Source organism: Halalkalicoccus sp. NIPERK01, assembly GCF_030287405.1.
In the GTDB taxonomy this organism is placed as follows: Archaea; Halobacteriota; Halobacteria; order Halobacteriales; family Halalkalicoccaceae; genus Halalkalicoccus.
Genome location: NZ_JASVVV010000002.1, coordinates 411,806 through 429,176, shown reverse-complemented (window position 1 = coordinate 429,176; position 17,371 = coordinate 411,806). Strand labels below are relative to the sequence as shown.

Annotated in this window: 17 protein-coding genes and 1 pseudogene; 6 read left to right on the top strand and 12 right to left on the bottom strand. The window is 68.0% G+C overall.

Features of this window, described 5'->3' with window-relative positions; translation table 11 throughout:
• The first annotated feature begins 88 nt into the window (after positions 1–88).
• Positions 89–352: a hypothetical protein gene (locus tag QRT08_RS08325; protein WP_286045477.1), complete on the top strand. Its 264-nt coding sequence runs from the start codon at positions 89–91 to the stop codon at positions 350–352.
• On the opposite strand, the gene mutL is transcribed toward QRT08_RS08325, so the two are convergent.
• From mutL to QRT08_RS08305, 4 genes are read right to left on the bottom strand one after another with little or no spacing between them, the layout of a single operon-like run.
• On the bottom strand, positions 349–2,289 hold the full coding sequence (mutL, locus tag QRT08_RS08320; RefSeq protein ID WP_286045476.1) for a DNA mismatch repair endonuclease MutL: 1,941 nt from the start codon (positions 2,287–2,289) through the stop codon (positions 349–351). The two genes, QRT08_RS08325 and mutL, sit on opposite strands and share 4 nt — an antisense overlap.
• The gene (gene mutS / locus QRT08_RS08315) at positions 2,286–4,928 is read right to left on the bottom strand and encodes a DNA mismatch repair protein MutS (protein ID WP_286045475.1); all 2,643 of its coding nucleotides are present in this window, start codon (positions 4,926–4,928) and stop codon (positions 2,286–2,288) included. The genes mutL and mutS overlap by 4 nt, the downstream gene beginning before the upstream one ends.
• Positions 4,929–4,976: 48 nt before the next feature.
• Entirely contained in the window at positions 4,977–5,180 is a 204-nt protein-coding gene (locus QRT08_RS08310; protein ID WP_286045474.1) for a PF20097 family protein, read from the bottom strand.
• Between the two features lie 2 nt (positions 5,181–5,182).
• Positions 5,183–5,557, bottom strand: coding sequence for a cupin domain-containing protein (locus QRT08_RS08305; RefSeq protein ID WP_286045473.1), 375 nt, complete (start codon positions 5,555–5,557; stop codon positions 5,183–5,185).
• 85 nt (positions 5,558–5,642) lie between these two features.
• Here QRT08_RS08305 and QRT08_RS08300 point away from each other — a divergent pair.
• Positions 5,643–6,340: pseudogene (locus QRT08_RS08300) on the top strand (5-formyltetrahydrofolate cyclo-ligase).
• On the opposite strand, the gene thiD reads toward QRT08_RS08300, so the two are convergent.
• Positions 6,337–7,695 (bottom strand): bifunctional hydroxymethylpyrimidine kinase/phosphomethylpyrimidine kinase, encoded by a 1,359-nt coding sequence (gene thiD, locus QRT08_RS08295; protein WP_286045472.1) that lies wholly within the window; start codon positions 7,693–7,695, stop codon positions 6,337–6,339. The pseudogene QRT08_RS08300 and the gene thiD sit on opposite strands and share 4 nt — an antisense overlap.
• Positions 7,692–8,735, bottom strand: coding sequence for an AIR synthase family protein (locus QRT08_RS08290; protein WP_286045471.1), 1,044 nt, complete (start codon positions 8,733–8,735; stop codon positions 7,692–7,694). Before QRT08_RS08290 ends, thiD begins: the two co-directional genes overlap by 4 nt.
• 89 nt (positions 8,736–8,824) lie before the next feature.
• Between QRT08_RS08290 and QRT08_RS08285 the strand changes: the two genes are divergently transcribed.
• The 3 genes from QRT08_RS08285 to QRT08_RS08275 all read left to right on the top strand — a co-directional run bounded on the left by QRT08_RS08285 (position 8,825) and on the right by QRT08_RS08275 (position 9,731).
• Positions 8,825–8,965, top strand: coding sequence for a hypothetical protein (locus QRT08_RS08285; RefSeq protein WP_286045470.1), 141 nt, complete (start codon positions 8,825–8,827; stop codon positions 8,963–8,965).
• A gap of 168 nt (positions 8,966–9,133) precedes the next feature.
• Positions 9,134–9,277: a hypothetical protein gene (locus tag QRT08_RS08280; protein ID WP_286045469.1), complete on the top strand. Its 144-nt coding sequence runs from the start codon at positions 9,134–9,136 to the stop codon at positions 9,275–9,277.
• Between the two features lie 46 nt (positions 9,278–9,323).
• Positions 9,324–9,731, top strand: coding sequence for a DUF7575 domain-containing protein (locus QRT08_RS08275; RefSeq protein WP_286045468.1), 408 nt, complete (start codon positions 9,324–9,326; stop codon positions 9,729–9,731).
• Here the strand turns inward: QRT08_RS08275 and QRT08_RS08270 are convergent.
• Positions 9,718–10,890 (bottom strand): 3-dehydroquinate synthase II, encoded by a 1,173-nt coding sequence (locus QRT08_RS08270; RefSeq protein WP_286045467.1) that lies wholly within the window; start codon positions 10,888–10,890, stop codon positions 9,718–9,720. The genes QRT08_RS08275 and QRT08_RS08270 overlap by 14 nt on opposite strands.
• Before the next feature lie 87 nt (positions 10,891–10,977).
• Here QRT08_RS08270 and QRT08_RS08265 point away from each other — a divergent pair, with 87 nt between their 5' ends.
• Positions 10,978–11,913, top strand: a complete 936-nt coding sequence (locus QRT08_RS08265) for an ArsA family ATPase (RefSeq protein ID WP_286045466.1) — start codon at positions 10,978–10,980, stop codon at positions 11,911–11,913.
• A gap of 153 nt (positions 11,914–12,066) precedes the next feature.
• On the opposite strand, the gene QRT08_RS08260 is transcribed toward QRT08_RS08265, so the two are convergent.
• The 5 genes from QRT08_RS08260 to QRT08_RS08240 form a co-directional block, all read right to left on the bottom strand.
• A complete protein-coding gene (locus QRT08_RS08260) occupies positions 12,067–12,855 on the bottom strand; it encodes an SDR family NAD(P)-dependent oxidoreductase (protein WP_286045465.1) in 789 nt (262 codons plus the stop codon).
• A gap of 59 nt (positions 12,856–12,914) precedes the next feature.
• Positions 12,915–14,162: a sulfite oxidase gene (locus QRT08_RS08255; protein WP_286045464.1), complete on the bottom strand. Its 1,248-nt coding sequence runs from the start codon at positions 14,160–14,162 to the stop codon at positions 12,915–12,917.
• Between the two features lie 233 nt (positions 14,163–14,395).
• Complete coding sequence (locus QRT08_RS08250) at positions 14,396–15,778, bottom strand: multicopper oxidase family protein (protein WP_286045463.1); 1,383 nt, start codon at positions 15,776–15,778, stop codon at positions 14,396–14,398.
• A gap of 56 nt (positions 15,779–15,834) precedes the next feature.
• Entirely contained in the window at positions 15,835–16,221 is a 387-nt protein-coding gene (locus QRT08_RS08245) for a DUF302 domain-containing protein (protein ID WP_286045462.1), read from the bottom strand.
• An 82-nt stretch (positions 16,222–16,303) separates the two neighbouring features.
• Positions 16,304–17,332, bottom strand: coding sequence for a potassium channel family protein (locus QRT08_RS08240; RefSeq protein WP_286045461.1), 1,029 nt, complete (start codon positions 17,330–17,332; stop codon positions 16,304–16,306).
• Positions 17,333–17,371: the final 39 nt, after the last annotated feature.

Sequence of the window (17,371 nt, the reverse complement as noted above, 5' to 3'; positions counted from 1 at the left end):
CAAAAGTCCCCGCTACTTCCCCGTCGCGCGGTTTTACTTCCGGTCCGCTTGGGGGACCCTCTTAACGCTGGAGCGACTACCCGCACGTATGCAACCGACTCGAGACCCCGACCGCGCTGGGGCCGTCGCCGCGGCCCGTCGGCGGCTGTACGCCGGCGCGGGGCTCTGTGCCGGGAGCGTCCTCGGGACGGCCGGCGCGGCGCTTCTCGACGTTCCAGTCGCGGTGGCGCTGTTCGGCGGGGCCGTCCCCCTGTTGGGCGTGCAGGCCTACCGCGAGTACCGCCTGCTCGACCGTCTCCGGCGTCGCTCGGCCCGCTTCGACGACGCCTACGGCCACGAGGCGCTCTCCTAGTCCTCCCGGCGCTCGGCGTGGCCCGGGTAGTCCCGCTCGAAGCGATCCGAAAGCTCCTCGCGGCCGATCCGGACCACCGTCGGCCGGCCGTGCGGGCAGGCGTAGGGGTTCTCACAGCCGTCGAGCGCCGCCAGTAGGTCGGCGACCGAGCCCTCGGTCAACGAGGTGTTGCCCGTGACCGCGGGGTAGCAGGCGAGATCACCGAGGAGGTCGTCGACGGTCGCCTCGACGGTGTCGCCGGGGTCGCCGCCGATACACGCCGACAGCGCGTCCCGAAGGAGGTCCGGCGGGAGCGTCGCGTCGAAGGCCGCGGGGACGGTTCCGACGCGAACCGTCCGCCCCTCGCGGGTCGCGGAAAAGCCCACGTGGGCGAGCGCCTCCTCGTAGGCGTCGAACAGTTCTGCCTCGCGGGCCGTGAGTTCGAGTTCGACCGGCGAGACGAGTGCCTGCGTGCTCGTCTCGCCCCCGAGTTCCTCGCGCAGGCGCTCGTAGTGGACCCGCTCGTCGGCGGCGTGCTGGTCGACGACGAGGAGCCCTTCGTCGGCCTCACAGACCACGTAGGTGTCCTGTACCTGCCCGAGCACCCGGAGGTCGGGCAGGCGCTCGTAGTCCGGTTCGTCGGGCTCGCCGAACGTCGTCTGTCGCGTCGGGCGCGAAAACCGCCGGTCGCGGTCGGCGTCCCGCCCGCGCGCGTTCGCTCCGTTCCGGCCCGTCGAGCGATCCCCCGCGCCCGATCCGTCGACCCGGTTCGGGGCGGGAACACGGTCGTCCGTCCCCGCCGCTCGATCGCTCGCGCTCGACGATCGGCCGGCCTCCGGTTCGGATCGCCCCCCGGTCGTGCGCTCGGCGTCAGGTTCCGTCGACTCAGGCGCGACCGCCGCCTCCTCCGGGGCCGAACGGCCCCGTGGGGCAGACGACCGGATCAACCCGTGATCGAGCAGCGTCTCCTTCACCGTCTCCTCGATCTGGGATTCGATCGCCGACTGCTCGCCGAAGCGGACCTCCATCTTTCGGGGGTGGACGTTCACGTCGACCGTCTCCGGCGGGAGTTCGAGGTCGAGGATGGCGAACGGGTAGCGACTCGGCGCGAGCTGGGTCCCGTAGGCCTCGACGACCGCCGTCCTGACCGGCTTCGCGCGGACGTACCGTCCGTTGACGAACGTCGAGACGTAGGTCGGACTCGCGCGCGTCGTCTCGGGATCGCTCACGTAGCCCGAGAGCCCCTCCAGGGGTCCCTCCGCGAGCCCCTCGACCGGGACCATCGCGCGGGCGACCTCCCGGCCGTAGACCGAGAGGATCGCCGTGCGCAGGTCGCCCTGGCCCGTGGTCGAGAACACTTCTCTACCGTTGTGTTCGAGGACGAACCGCACGTCGGGGTTGGCGAGCGCGTACCGCGTGACGACGGTGTTGACGTGGTCGAACTCCGTCGACTCGCGCTTGAGGTACTTCTTCCGGGCGGGCGTGTTGTAGAAGAGGTCCGTCACCTCGACGGCGGTCCCCTCGGGACAGCCCGCGGGTTCGCAGGCCTCGACCTCGCCGCCCGCGAGGACGAGTTTCGTCCCCGTCTCCGAACCGCGGGGTTTGGTCGTGATCGCCAGTCGGGAGACCGCGCCGATGGTGTACAGCGCCTCCCCGCGGAATCCCAGGGTGTCGACGCCCCGCTCCAGATCCGAGACGTCCCGGAGCTTGCTCGTGGTGTGCTGTTTGACGGCCTTTCTGACGTCCTCCTCGCTCATCCCGACCCCGTCGTCCGCGACGCGGATCCGGTCGATCCCGCCCGAATCGACCTCGACGGTGATCCCCGTGGCGCCGGCGTCGAGGCCGTTCTCGACCAGTTCCTTCACGACCGAGGCGGGCCGCTCGACCACCTCGCCTGCGGCGATCCTGTCGACCGTCGCGGGGTCGAGCGCGCGGATCTCGGGTCCCTTGGGACTCATTCGCGCAGCCTCCCCTGCCACTCCTGAACCCGCGTCATCAGCTCGATCGGCGAGACGTCCGCGAGCTCCACCCCGGAGAGCTCCGAGAGGACGGCCTCGGTCTCGGGGTCGATCGACCCCCCGGCTTCCTCGTCCGATCCGCCCGCTCCGCCGTCGGCGGAGGCCGTTTTCATCCGGCCCGAACCCACGTCGAAGACGACCTGCTGGGTCGTCTCGCTACCGCCCCTCGCCTCGATTGCCTTCTCCGCGCGGAGGCGATCGAGCACGTCCCGCGACCGCGAGACGACCGGTTCCGGAACGCCCGCCAGATCCGCGACGTGGACCCCGTAGGACCGGTCCGTCGGCCCCCCGCGGATCGTCCGCAGGAAGGTGACGTCCTCTCCCGTGTCATCCACTGCTACGTGGACGTTCTCGACCCGCTCCAAGTGATCGGCGAGCGCCGTCAGTTCGTGGTAGTGGGTCGCGAAGAGCGTCTTCGCGCGGATCTCGTTGTGCAAATATTCGGTCGTCGCCCACGCGATCGAGATGCCGTCGTAGGTCGCCGTCCCGCGGCCGACCTCGTCGAGGATCACGAGCGAGTCCTCCGTGGCCGAGTGCAGGATGTTCGAGAGCTCCTGCATCTCGACCATGAAGGTAGAGCGCCCCTGTGCGAGTTCGTCGAGCGCGCCCACGCGGGTGTAGATCCCGTCGACGAGGCCGATTTTCGCCCGCTCGGCGGGCACGAAGCTCCCGACCTGTGCGAGGAGGACGATCAGCGCGACCTGGCGCATGTAGGTCGATTTCCCGCTCATGTTCGGGCCGGTGACGATCAGGAACTCGCGGTCGCCAGTTAGGGAGAGGTCGTTCGGGACGAACTCCGTCGTCCGCTCGACGACCGGGTGGCGACCCGCCTCGACGTCGAGTTCCTTCGATTCCTCGAGTTCGGGACGAACCCAGCGGTTCTCGACCGCGTGGGTCGAGAGGCTCGCGAGCGAATCGAGTTCGGCGATCGCCCGACCGGCGTCCTGGAGCACGTTCGCACGGTCGGCGACGCGCTCGCGGAGTTCGCAGAACAGTTCGTACTCCAGTTCGCCGCGGGCCTCCTCGAGTCTGAGGATCTCGCGCTCGCGTTCTTCGAGCGCGTCGGTGGTGAACCGAACCGAGTTCTTCAGCGTCTTGACCTGGCGGTACTCCTCCGGAACGTCCTCGGCCTCGCTCTTTCCGACCTGGATGTAATATCCATCGGTTTTGTTGCGGTCGACCTGCAGGTGGGTGATCCCGTGTTCCTCTTTCTCCCGCCTCCCGAGGTTCTCGATCCACTCCAAGGCGGCCTCGTGGCGATCGACCAACTCGTCGAGGTCGGCGTCGTAACCCCGCTCGATCAGCCCGCCCTCGCGCAGCGTCTTGGGCGGATCGTCCGCGAGCGCCGCCGCCAGCGCGTCGTGGAGTTCCCTCGTGGCCTCGCGGTCGGGCCGGTCGACGATCCCCGACAGCGGCGACTCCGCGAGCCGGTCGTCGCCCCCGATCAGGTCGGCGACCTTCGGGAGGACCGCGAGGCTGTCGCGCGCTCTCAGGAGGGCGTGGGCGTCGGCGCTGCCGTGTGTCGCACGGCTCGCCAGTCGTTCGAGGTCGTAGGCCTCTCCGAGGAGGTCACGGAGGTCCTCGCGGGCGAGCGCACGCTCGCAGAGCGCCCCAACGCCGTCTTGCCGCCGGTGAAGCTCGCCGAGCGACCGCCGGGGTCGCCCGAGCCACTCCTTCAGCAGCCGACCGCCCGCGCTCGTAACGGTGTGGTCGACCGTCTCGAACAGCGACTGGCCCGCGCCCGTCATCGTCTCCGTGAGTTCGAGGTTGCGCTGGGTGGTGACGTCACACGAGACGAAGTCGTCGGCGCCGTAGGGCTGGAGTCGCGTCATCGAGGGGAGCACCCCCAGCCCGGTCTCCTCGACGTACGAGAGCACCGCGCCGGCCGCCCTGACCTCCGGGCCCTCCGACTCCAGTCCGAGGCTCGACAGCGTCTCGCGGCCGAACTGCTCCCTCGTCGTGTGGGTCGCCGCCCCGGGCGCGAAGGCGTTTTTCTCGTGGAGCGTCACCTCCGCGTCGGTTCGCTCCGAGAGCGCGTCGAGAAAGTCCTCGTCCTCCCCGAGGTCGGGCCCTGGCAGGATCTCGACGGGATCGTACCGATAGCACTCGGTGATCGCGCGCGCCGTCGCGTCCTCGCCCTCGATCCGCGTGACCAGAAAGCGCCCGGTCGTGACCTCCGCGAACGCCAGTCCGTAACACTCGTCGGCGACGCGGACGATCCCCGCGAGGTAGCGGGCGTCGTCGTCGCTCGTCTCGATGAGGGTGCCCGGCGTCGCCACGCGCGTGATCTCGCGGGCGTGCCCGTCCTCGGTCTCGTACTGATCGGCGACCGCCACCCGGTAGCCCCGCTCGACCAGCGCCTTCAGGTAGGGCGTCAGCTCCGAGAGGGGAACGCCCGCCATCGGGTACGACGAGCCGTGCGAGGACTTCGTCGACACTCGCAGATCGAGTTCTTCCGCCACCAGTTCGGCGTCGTCGGCGAAGAACTCGTAGAAATCCCCACACTGCATCGCCAGCAGATCGGCGTCGGTCCCCTCCTTGAGCGAGAGGAACTCCCCGACGATTCCGCCCTCTGTCATATCCGTGGATCGTCCGTGATCGTCAAAACCGTGTCGGGTTCATCCCGACTACTCCGACTCGGCGTACAGCCGGACCAGCCCGCACTCCGGGCAGGCCCACGCGTCGACCGGGAGCGTTTCCTTCATCCCGAGCTTTCCGAGCACGCCGCCGGCCGACTCGTCGGTCCGGAGCTTCACCGCCTCGCGGTCGACCGAGCTGACGAGCGTTCCGGTGTCCATCGTCACGCCGCAGTCGGGACATCGCCTGTCCATCCTCAGTCCTCCCCGATGACCTCGCCGTCGTTCTCGGCCGGCGGCGCGCCCACGATCAGCCAGCGGTGGTCCTCCTCGGTGTCGTTGAACACCTGCCGCGGCGTTTCGGGCGGGATTCTGATCGCGGTTCCCTCGCTGACGTCGAGACGGTCGTCGCCGATTCGGATCCTGGCGGGTCCGGAGAGCACGTAGTAGAGCTCCTCCTGTTCGCGCTGTCGGTGGTAACTCATCGCGTCGCCCGGTGCGAGGTCCCACACCTTCGGGCGCATCTCCGTACAGCCCAGTTCGGCGGCGAGGTCGACGTGGTCGGTCCCCGACGACGCCGAGGGGGTTCGATCGGCTTCGGTGACGTCGAGGGCGCTGTAGTCCTCGGACATGGGTCCCCGTTTGCGGCCCGACGACAAAACACCCCTCGGTCGCCCGACCAGCGGCGTTTTCCCCTGCCGTCCGCTACCCGCCGCCATGGACAAACAGGAGCTTCGAGAGCGGGTCTGGGACGCGCTCGAACGCGAGGGGATCGCCCGGTTTCCCTACCCGCCCCACGGCCGGATCCCCAACTTCGCCGGGGCAAGCGAGGCCGCAAAGCGACTGGCCGAAACGCCCGAGTGGGAGGCGGCGGAGACGATCAAGGCGAACCCCGACGCGCCACAGCTCCCGGTCCGCAGGCGCGCCCTTCGCGAGGGAAAGACCCTCTACATGGCCCAACCCCGCCTGAAGAGCGAGAAACCGTTTCTCGAACTCGATCCCGACGAGGTGAGCGACATCGACGAGGCGACGACCGTCTCGGGGGTTTCGAACCACGGCGTTCCGGTGGGTCCCGAGGAGATGCCCGAGATCGACCTCGTGGTGTCGGGAAGCGTCGCGGTCACCGAGGCCAGTACCCGTATTGGCAAGGGCGAGGGCTACTCGGATCTGGAGTTCGCCGTTCTACGCGAACTCGATCTGGTGGGCAACGATACCCCGACGGCGACGACCGTCCACGAGGCTCAGGTCGTAGATGACGCTCCCGACCCCGCCGCCCACGACGTACCGATGGACCTGTTGGTCACGCCCGAGCGCGTGGTCCGGACCGAGAGCGGCGAGAAGCCGTCGGGGATCGACCGGTCGCCCTTTCGGAAGAGCGGATCGCGGAGATCCCGGTGCTCGATCGGGTTCGCTAGTCCAGCGCGTCGTGAACGGCGAGCGCGCGCTCGATCAGCGTCTCGGGGTCGGGCGCAACCAACTTGACGATCGCCTCCTTGCCGACCTCGCCCCGGTCGATCACGGCCGCGGGCGTCTCCTCGATGTCGAACGCCTGGCGGGCGCCCCACCCCATCGTGCTGCCCTCCTCTTGCTTTAGCTCCTCCGGTTCCTCGTCCCGGTCGAACTCCGTGATCGGGGCCTCGAGCGCGTCGAGCGCCGCCTCGACGTCGTCGTCGAACCGGCAGTTCACCGCGTACCGGAGGTCGGGCGCGAACTCGCGGGCCGACAGCAGAAACCGGGCGACGTGGCTCGACGCGCCGAAGCGCACGCCCCGATTGGGCGCGATCCCCGACAGCGTTCTCGTAATCCGCCCCTCGACGGCGGCGGTTTCATCCACTCTCTCGGCGTAGGGCGTCGCCCCGACGACGTTCATTCCCACCTCGGGGACGAGCCCTCGAAGGTCCTCCGCGACGAAGCGCTCGACGATTCCGTCCACCCTCTCTGCGGTCGGCTCGCGCTCGGCGCGGTTCCGGAGGCCGACCAGGTGGTGGACCGCACCCGGACCCTGACCCACGTCGAGCGGGTATCTGACGGCGCGCTCCATGAAGTCGAGCGCGTCCTCGACGGCTGCCTCCACCTCCTCGCCGCGCGCGAGTCGGGCGGCGATCGCCGACCCGAGGGTACAGCCCGAGCCGTGGGTCGCGTCGGTGTCGACCCGCGCGTGCTCGAACACCTCGTATCCCTTCTCGGTCACGAGCACGTCCTTCACGTCGTCGGTCGACAGGTGCCCGCCCTTGACGAGCGCGGCCTCGGCGCCCATCCCCACCAACTGCTCGCCGGCCTCGCGGGCGTCGTCTGCGTCCTCGGGGTCGATTCCCGTGAGAACGGCTGCCTCGTCGGCGTTCGGCGTTACCAGAGTGGCCTCCCCGATCAGGTCCTCGTAGGCCGCCTCTGCGTCGGGTTCGAGCAGGCGATCCCCGCTCGTCGCGACCATCACCGGGTCGATCACCGTCGGGCCGTCGTAGTCGGCGAGTTTTTCGACCACTAGCTCGACCACCTCGCTCGTCGCGAGCATGCCGGTCTTGACCGCGCCCACGTCGAAGTCCTCGCGTACGGTCTCGATCTGCGCGCCGATCTCCTCGACGGGCAGGACGTGCGAGCGCTCCACTCCCTGCGTGTTCTGAGCGGTGATCGCCGTCACGGCGCTCGTCGCGAACACTCCATGAGATTCCATCGTCTTGAGATCGGCCTGGATCCCGGCGCCGCCACCCGAGTCGCTGCCGGCGATCGTGAGCGCCACCGACGGGGTGTGGGGGGACGCTCGGCGGGTCATTCCGCACCCTCCAGTCGCGCCATGCCCTCCTCGAACGCCGCCCAGAACGGGTCGCGCTCGGGCCGCTCTACGGGTTCGCCGTCGAAGTACACCCCCTCGCCCTCGCTCGCCTCGCCGACGACCGCCGCCGGGATCCCCTCCGAGTCGAGCGCGTCCAGGACGCCCTCTGCGCCGCCGCTCTCGACGGTCAGGAGCAGGGTCCCCTCGCTGATCGAGATCCACGGGTCGATGTCGAAGGCCGCGCAGGTCTCGCGGACGCCATCCATGACCGGGACGGCCTCGCGCTCGACGTCGATCCGAACGCCGCCCGCGCGGGCGATCTCGTGGAGGCCGCCGTAGATTCCCCCTTCGGTGGCGTCGTGCATCGCCGTGACCGGCCCGGCGGCGGTCGCGACTAGCGCGTCGCGCACGGGGCTCATGTCGTAGAAGCGCTCTTTGGCCGCCGCCATCGCGTCCCCGCCGAGATCGAGGATCTCCTCGAACTGGATCGAGAGCAGGCCCGTCGCCTCGATCGCGGGCCCCTTCGTCACGATGACCGCGTCGCCCGCGCGCGCGCCGTCGGGGCGGACGAGGTCGGCGGAGTCGCCGACCGCGAGCGCGGTGGCGCCCCCGACCATCGGGTAGTTACAGCCCGCATAGCGCCCGGTGTGGCCCGTCACGACCGAGACGCCCAGTTCCTCGGCTTCGGCGTGCATCGTCTCCCAGACCGTTGCGAACTCCTCGTCGGTGATATCGGGAGGGAGGTTCAGGTCGATCGAGAGGTGCGTCGGCCTCAACCCGGAGACCGCGACGTCGCTCATCAGGATGTGGAAGGCGAACCACGCCGCCCGGTCGAACCCCAGCGACGGCATGACGAACACGGGGTCGGTCGCGAGCGCGACGACCCGTTCGTTCCCGCCGTCCGTCCCCGGACCGAGGCCGATCACCCCGAAGTCGACGCCGTGCTGCGGCGCGAGACGGACGTCCTCGCGCTCCGCGCCGAGGTTGGGGTAGATGTACTTCTCGAAGAACTCGCGGTCCACCTTGCCGAGGTCGCTCATGGGTCGTGAGATGACGCTGTAATACTTAGCGGTGGTGATCCCGCAGTCGCCGGGCCAACGCCTTTCGGCCGCCGTCGCGTGTTCCGGGTATGGTCAACGTCTCCACGGTGCTCGTCGCGGTCGGGATCGTCGGCCTGCTGTTCGGGATCGTGCCGCTTCCGGGGACCGGCTTCCTCTTCGGCCTCCTGGTGGTCCTCGCGGGTCTGGCCGCGTGGAAGGCCGGTTACTGATACTGCCCGTCACGGAACCGTCACCGGTACTAGTCGGTGTGAACCGCAATGGCGCAGTATCCGCCCGTCTGTGCCACCGACGATGTGCGTATTCACGACCGACGGCATGAACCCGCCGGGCGCAGTCGCCGGGTCAAGCCCTTTGGGCGTCCCGCGGAACCATCGGGCATGGTCAGGATCTCGACGGTCGTGATGGCCCTCGGCGTCGTCCTCGGAATCGGCCTGCTTCCGGTCCCCATCCCCGGCATCGGGATCGGCCTCGGACTGCTCGTCGTCGGCCTCGGCGTCCTCCTGCGGGTGCTGGGGATCTGAGGCCGGGTCGAACGGGTTAAGTACCAGTGGAACGGACTTTTGCCCCATGAACGAGGGCTCGCACAAACGACCGTGGCTCGCGGCCTTCTTCGCCGTCCTCGTGCCCGGCCTCGGCCACGTCTACCTCCGTGCCTGGCTTCGAGCCCTGCTGTGGTTCTGGATGGTCGTCCTCTCGTTCGTCCTGTTCGTCCCCGAGGAACTCGTCGACGGCGTCACGTCGCTGGACGAGGCGATGGCGCTCTCGGCGGAACTCCCGGTGGAGGCCCAGATCGCCCTGTTCGTCGTGATCAGCTTCAGCGCCGCCGACGCCTACTGGCAGGCCACCCAGACCAGACAGCGCGAGGTCGGGCAGCGCTGTCCGAACTGCGGGCGCGAACTCGACGACCTCGAACTCGACTTCTGTCACTGGTGTACCGAACCCCTCCCCGAGAGCGGCGACGCTACTTCTCGATGATCCGCTCCTCGACGGCCTCGCCGAAGTGGCGAGCCACCGCCTCGTAGTACAACAGCACCTCGTCGCCGACCTCGAGGTCCGTCACCGCTTTTCGTCCCTCGCGGCTCTGGACCTTGATCGTCTCGGCGTTCTGTAACAGGGTGGCGATCCGGTCCCCGCTCTCGGTCTCGGCCTCGATCCTGAACATCGGTCGTCGCTCGATCTTCACGCGGCCGACGATCGCCTCGCGGGTGTCGCCCCCCGTGTCCACGAGTTGGACCTCGTCGCCGCTTTCGAGTTCGGAGAGGTACTTCGTGCCGCCGTCGGGCGTCCGGACGTAGGCGTGGACCGCCCCCGCGTTCACCCGGAAGGGTCGGGAGGCCACGTAGGGCGACTCGGCGGTCTCGGCGTGGACGAAGAAGAGTCCACGTGACATCGAACCCACGAGCATCCCCTCGTCGTGGTCCATCAGGCTGCCCGTGTCGACACAGACCCGGTCGGCGCTCCCCGTCTGGGCGATCTCGGTGATCTCGGCCCACCCCAGATCGAGGTGTTCGCGCTCGGCGCTGTCCCGGACCGCGACCGTCTCGCGGATGGTGTCGGGGTCGTCCGAGTCCAGTAGGACGGCGTCCGCGCCGATCTCGAGCGTCTCGAAGGCGGTTCGGGCCTCCTCGGCGCTCCGGACGCCCGCGATCAGGTCGGTCTCCTCGCCGATCCGGGCGATCAGGTTCTCGAGGGGGATGATCGTCCAGTCCTCGCCGACCACGACCGTGTAGTCGGCCTCCGCCGCCGCTTCCTCGGCGAACGCCTCGTAATACTCGTCCAGAATGCGGACGTACGCCCCCGTCGGCGTCTTCTCCTCGCGGCGCAGCGCCGAGAGGTCCGCCGACCCCGAGAAGTCCTCGGGCAGGTCGACGGTGCCGTCGCCCTCGCCCTTCTTGCCGATCACCACGGCGTCGGGCTCCGCGGTCTCGGTCTCCTCGGCGTCCATCACGTGGACGTCGCCGCCCGAGCGGAACGCGGCGACGTTCACGCTGCCGAGTTCGCGCACGCGCTCGACGTCCGACTCGTCGACGAGTACCCAGTCGACGCCGGCCTCCAGACCGGCGGTGATTCGTCGTTTGCGCGCCTCCCAGTCGCCGACCGCGTCGTCGGCTTTCAGCCACACGGATCGCGTCATGTCTCGTCGCTCGCACGGGGCCGACATGAAACCAACCTTTTCCGCATCCAGGTCGGGAGCTTTACCGCTGGGGATCGTAGCGTGCGTGTGACAGAACACGTCCTCTACGGCGGGAAGGGTGGCGTCGGCAAGACGACGATGGCCGCCGCGACCGGAGTGGCGCTCGCGGGGCGCGGCGAGCGCACGCTCGTCGTCTCGACCGACCCGGCCCACTCGCTGTCGGATTCCTTCGAGACCGACCTGGGCGGAGAGCCGATAGAGGTACAGGAGGACCTCTTCGCGGTCGAAATCGACCCCGAGAGCCGCGCGGATCGGTATCAGTCGATCGTCTCGGCGATCGCGAGCGACCTCCGGGCGGTGGGGATCAGCCTCTCGGAGGACGAGGTCGAACGCCTGTTCGGCTCGGGGATCCCCGCAGGAGGCGACGAGGCCGCCGCGCTCGACGTGCTCGCCGAGTACGTCGATTCGGGCGAGTACGACCGGATCGTCTTCGACACCGCGCCGACGGGCCACACCCTCCGGCTGCTCGAACTGCCCGAGGTGCTCGATGCCGCGCTCGAAACCACCGACTCGGTTCGGGGCCAACTCCACCGGATGGCGACCTCCACACGGAGCATGCTGATGGGGCCCGCCGCCTACTTCGGACGCGAGGGCGGCGAGGACGAACTCGCCGAACTGAAAACCCGGATGGAACGCGCCCGCGAGGTGCTTCGCGATCCAGAGCGCACGGAGTTTCGCGCCGTCCTTATCCCCGAGCGGATGGCGATCTCCGAGACCGAACGGCTGGTCGAACGGCTGAAGGAGGTCGAGATGCCCGTCGAGACGCTCGTCGTGAACAAGGTGCTAGAGGAGATCGACGAAGACTGTTCGCGCTGTCGCACTCGGCGCGACCAGCACCGACAGTGCCTCGCGGAGATCCGCGAGACGTTTCCGGAGTTCGAGATCCTGACCGTCCCCGACGAGACCGGCGAGGTCCACGGCGTCGACTCGTTGGAGCAGATCGCGGAGCAACTGGAGTCGTAACGGCTGCAGGCCATAAGAGTAGAAGTACTGCGAGCGGCCACGGTGACGGACGCGGGCGAGTGAAGCGAGTCCGCGCTTTTTGGAGGAGATTTTTGCTCCGAGAGGGTCGCGCAGCGACTCCGAGGAGTAAAAAGGTCCGTATCAAGCGGTCCCTCAGCAGATCTGCCAGCCGCCGTCGACCGACAGCAGTTCGCCCGTCGTGTAGCCGGCGGCGTCGCTCGCGAGATAGAGGGTGGCGTCGGCGACGTCCTCGGGGTAGCCCGCCCGCCCCATCGGAATCGGTTTCAGGAACTCGCCGTCGCCGGCCCGTTCCTGGGTGCGCTCGGTGCCGTTCTCGGTGAACTCGGTGGCGATCTGGCCCGGCGCGGTGGCGTTCACTCGAATGCCCTCCGAGGCGAGTTCGAGCGCAGCCCCGCGGGTGAGCATCCGCAGGGCGCCCTTCGTCGTGTCGTAGGCCACCTGCCCGTGCTGTGCGAGGTTCGAACTGATCGAGGCGGTGTTGACGATCGCGCCCCCGGCGTCGCGCCCTATCATGTCGCTCGCGGCGGCCTGCGTACCGACGAACATTCCTCTGACGTTGACCTCGTAGCCCGTATCGAGGTCCTCGCTGTCGTACTCGGTGAACGAACCCCCGATGTAGACGCCGGCGTTGTTGACCATGACGTCGACGCCGCCGTACTCGCGGGCGGCCTCGACCACCGAGCGCACCTGCTCGGGGTCGGCGACGTCCGTCTCGACGAACTCGGCACGTCCTCCGGATTCATCGATCGCCTCGTGGGTCGGCACCTCGGCGTCGGGGTCCTTTGGCTCCTCGCGCATATCGGCGACGATAACGGTCGCCCCCGCGTTCCCGAACCCGAGCGCGATCGCCCGGCCGATGCCCGACGAACCGCCGGTCACGATCGTCGTCTCGCCCGCGAAGTCGTAGTGTACCTGTCCCATACTACCGGGACCACGTCCCTGGGGGAAACGGGTTGTGCCTGCGATCGAACGCCATCCGGCTACGGCCGGTCGAATCCGACTATCACCGAGACCCCCAGCGGCCGGTGGGCGTTGTTGCCGTAGCCCTGCGTGTTCCACGGGTAGGCGTCCTCGGCGATGCCCGTCCGTTCGGGATCGGGCTCGGCGATCCGTGCCGGCTGGACCCGCCCTTTCGCGTCGGTCGCCCGCGCGAGCAGGCGGTGCTCGCCCGGTTCGGGCGCCCACTCGGCCCGAAACCGCCGCCAGGCGTACCGGCCCAGCGCCAGCTCGCCGAGGTCGGCGTCGGACCACGTCTCGCCGCCGTTCGTCGAGATCTCGACGCGCTCGATCGGGTTCTCGCCGGCCCACGCGAGCCCGCGGACCTCGACGACCTCGTCGGCCGACAGGCTCGCGCCGTCGCTGGGAGCCGTGATCAGCGATTTGGGGAGCTGGTCGAAGAAGTAGGCGTGGCGCGGCTCGTCGGCCGCCATCTGTTCGTAGGTATCCGTGGTCTCGACGGCGTCGAGTTCCTCGGGGTCCTCCCCGTCGTCGAAGCGCAGGCGGTACTCCAGTTGCTGGTACTTCGTGTAGCCCTCCCACTCCTCGCCGGTGGGCATCGAATCGGCGACGTGGACCCGGTCGACCCACTTGACGCTGTTGTTGCCGAACCAGCCGGGTACCAGCAGTCTGACGGGATGGCCGTGGTCGGCCGGCAGCGGCTGGCCGTTCATCTCGTAGGCGAGCACGCAGTCCCTCCGCACTTTCTCCATCGGCAGGGACCGACAGAAGACCTCCTCGCCCTCGGGGGCGTCCCCGCCCATGACCGCGACCCACCCCTCCTCGGGCGCGTCGTACTCCTCGAGGAGCGCCCGGACGGGCGTACCGGTCCAGACGGCGGTACTCACCGCGCCGTCGGTCCACTGGTGGCCCTCGGCGTCCGGCTCGAAAAAGGCCCGGCCGTTGCCCGAACACTCCATCGTGTGAACGACCGACTCGGTGGGGTACTCCTCGCGCAACTCGTCCATCCCCACGGCGGGGCCGTCGGCGTCAGGCCCCCGTTCCCCGCTCCCATCGAGACGCCCGGTCAGCGAGACCGTCCATCCCTCTGCGTCGGTTTCGGGCGTCGGGTAGTGGTTCCGGATGTAGTGGGTCCCCGCGGGGGTGAGGAGCCCGTCGAGGTCCGACCGGGAGGCGATCTCGGCGTTCTCGGGCGATTTCGAGAGCACCTTCAGGGACGGGAACTCCTCGTCGAGCGGCGGCTCCCCGCCGGGACGGTGCTCGCGTGGCATGGGCGGCGCTTCGCCGCCGGCTTCGTTAGTCGTTGTGCCTGCAGGCGAAGCACCGCGCGTCGACGGATCGCCGGCGCTGAGACGCTTCGTGATGCGACGTACGCTACCATCTGGGTATCGAGATAGCCGTGTTCATTCCACGTGCCGATCTCGATCTCCCGAGCCTTCCCGGTATATCCTCGATAGGAGAACCGCAACCGGCGGACTGACGACCTCTCCGTTCTCGGTATCCGCTACTCGACGTACTCCATTACGCGAGCCATCCCCGCTTCGAGATGATAGAGGTTGTGACAGTGAAACAGCCAGCTCCCGGGATTGTCCGCGACGAAGTCGAACGTTACTTCACCCATATGGCCGGGAACGAGGACGGTGTCCTTGACCGCGTCCCCGGCTTGGAAGAAATGCCCGTGGAGATGCATCGGGTGCAGGACGGGACTGTGATTTTCCAGCCGAATTCGGACGTGATCGCCTTCCCGGATTGTAAATGGATCGGCGTTAGGGTACGCTTGTCCATCGATCAACCACTCGGTGGATTCGCGGCTCGCCGACAGCGTCAGATCGAACGTTCGATCCGGCTCTCCGTCAATCCCTTCGAGCGGAGAAAGGGCGCGAAGATCGCTATACGACAGCTGTTGCCCGGGGGATGACGGAGCGGTCGGTGATTGTTCGGTCTCTCCTTCATACGCGAGAACGGCGATTGCTGGCGGTTCGTTACCGTCGAGAGCAGCGGCGCGCAGTTCCCACGTTCCGGGATTTTCGGCGTCGACGATCGCGTCGTAGCGCTCTCCGGATCCAAAGACAAACGAGTCGGCGGTAACCGGCTCGACCGGGCGTCCATCAGCGTGCGTGACCGTGAGGGGATGACCCGCGACTCGCACTTCGAACGCCGTCGCGCTGCTCGCATTGACGAACCGAAACCGAACACGCTCGCCCTCTTGGACGGCGAACGACGGGGGGTTTTCGGGCAAGCGGCCGTTGACGAGGAGACCGGCGTAGTCCGGTCGTCTGTCGTCCATCATACCGCCCATTCCACCTGGGCCACCACCCATACCGCCGCCCATTCCACCGTTCGAGTCCGTGTCGGAGAGCGGTTGGGGTTCCCCGTCGAGGTAGTCGTCGAGGACGACGGTGTACTCGCGATCGTACTCGATATGCGGTTCGGCCTCCTCGATCACGAGCGGCCCGAGAAGCCCGCGGTCGAGCTGGAGGCCGACGTGGCTGTGATAGAAGAACGTGCCCGCCGGTTCGGCCCGGAACTTGTAGGCGAACGACCCGCCGGATTCGATCGGGTCCTGCGTGACGTTCGGAACGCCGTCCATCCCGTTCGACAGCGGAACACCGTGCCAGTGGATCGTCGTCTCATCCCGAAGATCGTTGGTCAGTTCGACTTCGACCACCTCCCCTTCGGTCAACCGGAGTTCGGGACCGGGGAACTCGTCGTTGTAGAGCCACGTTTCGATGGCCGCGTCCTCGCTCGGTTGAACGGTGCCAGCTGTCGCTCGCAGTCTGGCGGTCGTATCGGCTGGCTCCGACGGTGGCGAGCGCGGCGACGCCAGTTCGGGCTCGCTCTCGGGCGTCACCCCGTCGAGTGTCGAACAGCCTGCGAGCGCGCTCACGCCCGCTCCAGCTAGTGCTTGGAGGAATCGGCGACGAGGAGTCAACCACGGGTCGCTCACAGCGAGTCGAGGACCCGCTCGAATCGGTCGGAGACGTCCTCGGCGATCGGATCGAGGTCGGGGTTGTCGGCCATCCCAACGAGTCGGTTCGGATCGACCGCGCTCACGGCGACCGTTCCCTCATCCGTTTCGTAGACGATGACGTTACACGGAAGGAGCGCCCCGAGCTCGATTTCGTCCTCGAGGCCCTCGTAGGCGAGTTCCGGGTTACAGGCGCCGAGAATGCGATACCGACGAAACTCCCGGTCGAGTTTCTTCGCGAACGTCGCCTGGACGTCGATATCGCAGAGGACGCCAAAGCCCTCGCCTTCGAGAGCATCTATCGTCTTTTCCACGACCTCGGCGAACGCGCCGTCGACCTGCTCTTGTATGGTATATCCCATACTATACACGACAGCCTCGGCGGTAATCACTATTACGCCGGGAGTCGATTCGGAACCGGTCGGTTCGGAGCCACCAGTTTCGTCATAACCACTCGTTTTCGGTCTCCTCGGCGGGAATCTCGCCGGCGGGCCATCGCCGGGCATCCGAATTGATAAGGCCGAGCAACGTGCGCCGACGATCGGTCAGCGTCTCCAGTGCCGTGGTGAATTCCTCGTCGGACACGGTAGGGAGTCCGCTCTCGGAGAGTGGATCGAGATTCGGCGGGGGCGGGACCTCGTCTGCGGGGTGGATGAACGCGCTGTGGAGCGTCTCGAGGTAGCTCTGGACGCTCGAACGGGCATTCGTGATGATCACGTTGTTCGGTCGGTGCTCCTCGGAAATACCGAAACGAAATATCGTCAATGCCTCGTCGAGGATCGTGATCGCGACCACTGGTGCCCGTTCGGCCCGCGGACTGTAGAAGTAATGAAGAACCGGGTAGGCCTTGTGGTTCGAGGTCAAGGTGTTCAGTTGGGAGACGTACGCGTTGAGCGGGAGGTCGAGCCCGGAGAACCCCTCGCCGTCCCACGCCGTGCGAACGAGAGCGTTGCCGTGCGTCCCGAGGCCGGTCACACCGCTGGCGAACGAGCGTTTCTGCGTTATCGCATCGAGAACCGACAACGTATACGAGACGGTCAGCGTGACCAGGAGCATCCCGCTTCCCGTCGCGAGGACGGTGACGAACTGCCAGATCCCCTCTCGCGGAACGAAATCACCGTTCCCCAGCGTGAACATCGTGTAGCCGGCGAAATAGAGGTGATCGGACCACGAGATCGACCCCCTGTTCAGTGTATCCGTGAGGGCGCTCTCGGCGCTGACGAAGACGAGCGTCCAGCCGCTCCAGAGCAGGGCGATCCACGTGATGAGGGTGAACACGAAGATCAGCGGGCCCGCGAGGCCGAGCGCTCGTGCGTTCCGCCCGCCGAGCCGTCGAAGGGCTCGCCACGCCCCTGCCATCAGTCGGGAGGTGAGCGGTCCGGCCCCGCCTTCGACCCAGAGCGTCGTCCACAGGAGGTCGACGGTGCTACTGACGAGCAGGACGAGGCCGAGCGCGAGATGGAAGCCGTTCATCCTACGCGCGCCTCGGATCGCGAGCGATGACGGCACGCC

Excerpts from the sequence above, each read along its gene's own strand:
- QRT08_RS08325 (WP_286045477.1), top strand. The coding sequence starts at position 89 with ATGCAACCGACTCGAGACCCCGACCGCGCTGGGGCCGTCGCCGCGGCC.
- mutL (WP_286045476.1), bottom strand. The coding sequence starts at position 2,289 with ATGAGTCCCAAGGGACCCGAGATCCGCGCGCTCGACCCCGCGACGGTC.
- mutS (WP_286045475.1), bottom strand. The coding sequence starts at position 4,928 with ATGACAGAGGGCGGAATCGTCGGGGAGTTCCTCTCGCTCAAGGAGGGG.
- QRT08_RS08310 (WP_286045474.1), bottom strand. The coding sequence starts at position 5,180 with ATGGACAGGCGATGTCCCGACTGCGGCGTGACGATGGACACCGGAACG.
- QRT08_RS08305 (WP_286045473.1), bottom strand. The coding sequence starts at position 5,557 with ATGTCCGAGGACTACAGCGCCCTCGACGTCACCGAAGCCGATCGAACC.
- thiD (WP_286045472.1), bottom strand. The coding sequence starts at position 7,695 with ATGACCCGCCGAGCGTCCCCCCACACCCCGTCGGTGGCGCTCACGATC.
- QRT08_RS08290 (WP_286045471.1), bottom strand. The coding sequence starts at position 8,735 with ATGAGCGACCTCGGCAAGGTGGACCGCGAGTTCTTCGAGAAGTACATC.
- QRT08_RS08285 (WP_286045470.1), top strand. The coding sequence starts at position 8,825 with ATGGTCAACGTCTCCACGGTGCTCGTCGCGGTCGGGATCGTCGGCCTG.
- QRT08_RS08280 (WP_286045469.1), top strand. The coding sequence starts at position 9,134 with ATGGTCAGGATCTCGACGGTCGTGATGGCCCTCGGCGTCGTCCTCGGA.
- QRT08_RS08275 (WP_286045468.1), top strand. The coding sequence starts at position 9,324 with ATGAACGAGGGCTCGCACAAACGACCGTGGCTCGCGGCCTTCTTCGCC.
- QRT08_RS08270 (WP_286045467.1), bottom strand. The coding sequence starts at position 10,890 with ATGACGCGATCCGTGTGGCTGAAAGCCGACGACGCGGTCGGCGACTGG.
- QRT08_RS08260 (WP_286045465.1), bottom strand. The coding sequence starts at position 12,855 with ATGGGACAGGTACACTACGACTTCGCGGGCGAGACGACGATCGTGACC.
- QRT08_RS08255 (WP_286045464.1), bottom strand. The coding sequence starts at position 14,162 with ATGCCACGCGAGCACCGTCCCGGCGGGGAGCCGCCGCTCGACGAGGAG.
- QRT08_RS08245 (WP_286045462.1), bottom strand. The coding sequence starts at position 16,221 with ATGGGATATACCATACAAGAGCAGGTCGACGGCGCGTTCGCCGAGGTC.
- QRT08_RS08240 (WP_286045461.1), bottom strand. The coding sequence starts at position 17,332 with ATGAACGGCTTCCATCTCGCGCTCGGCCTCGTCCTGCTCGTCAGTAGC.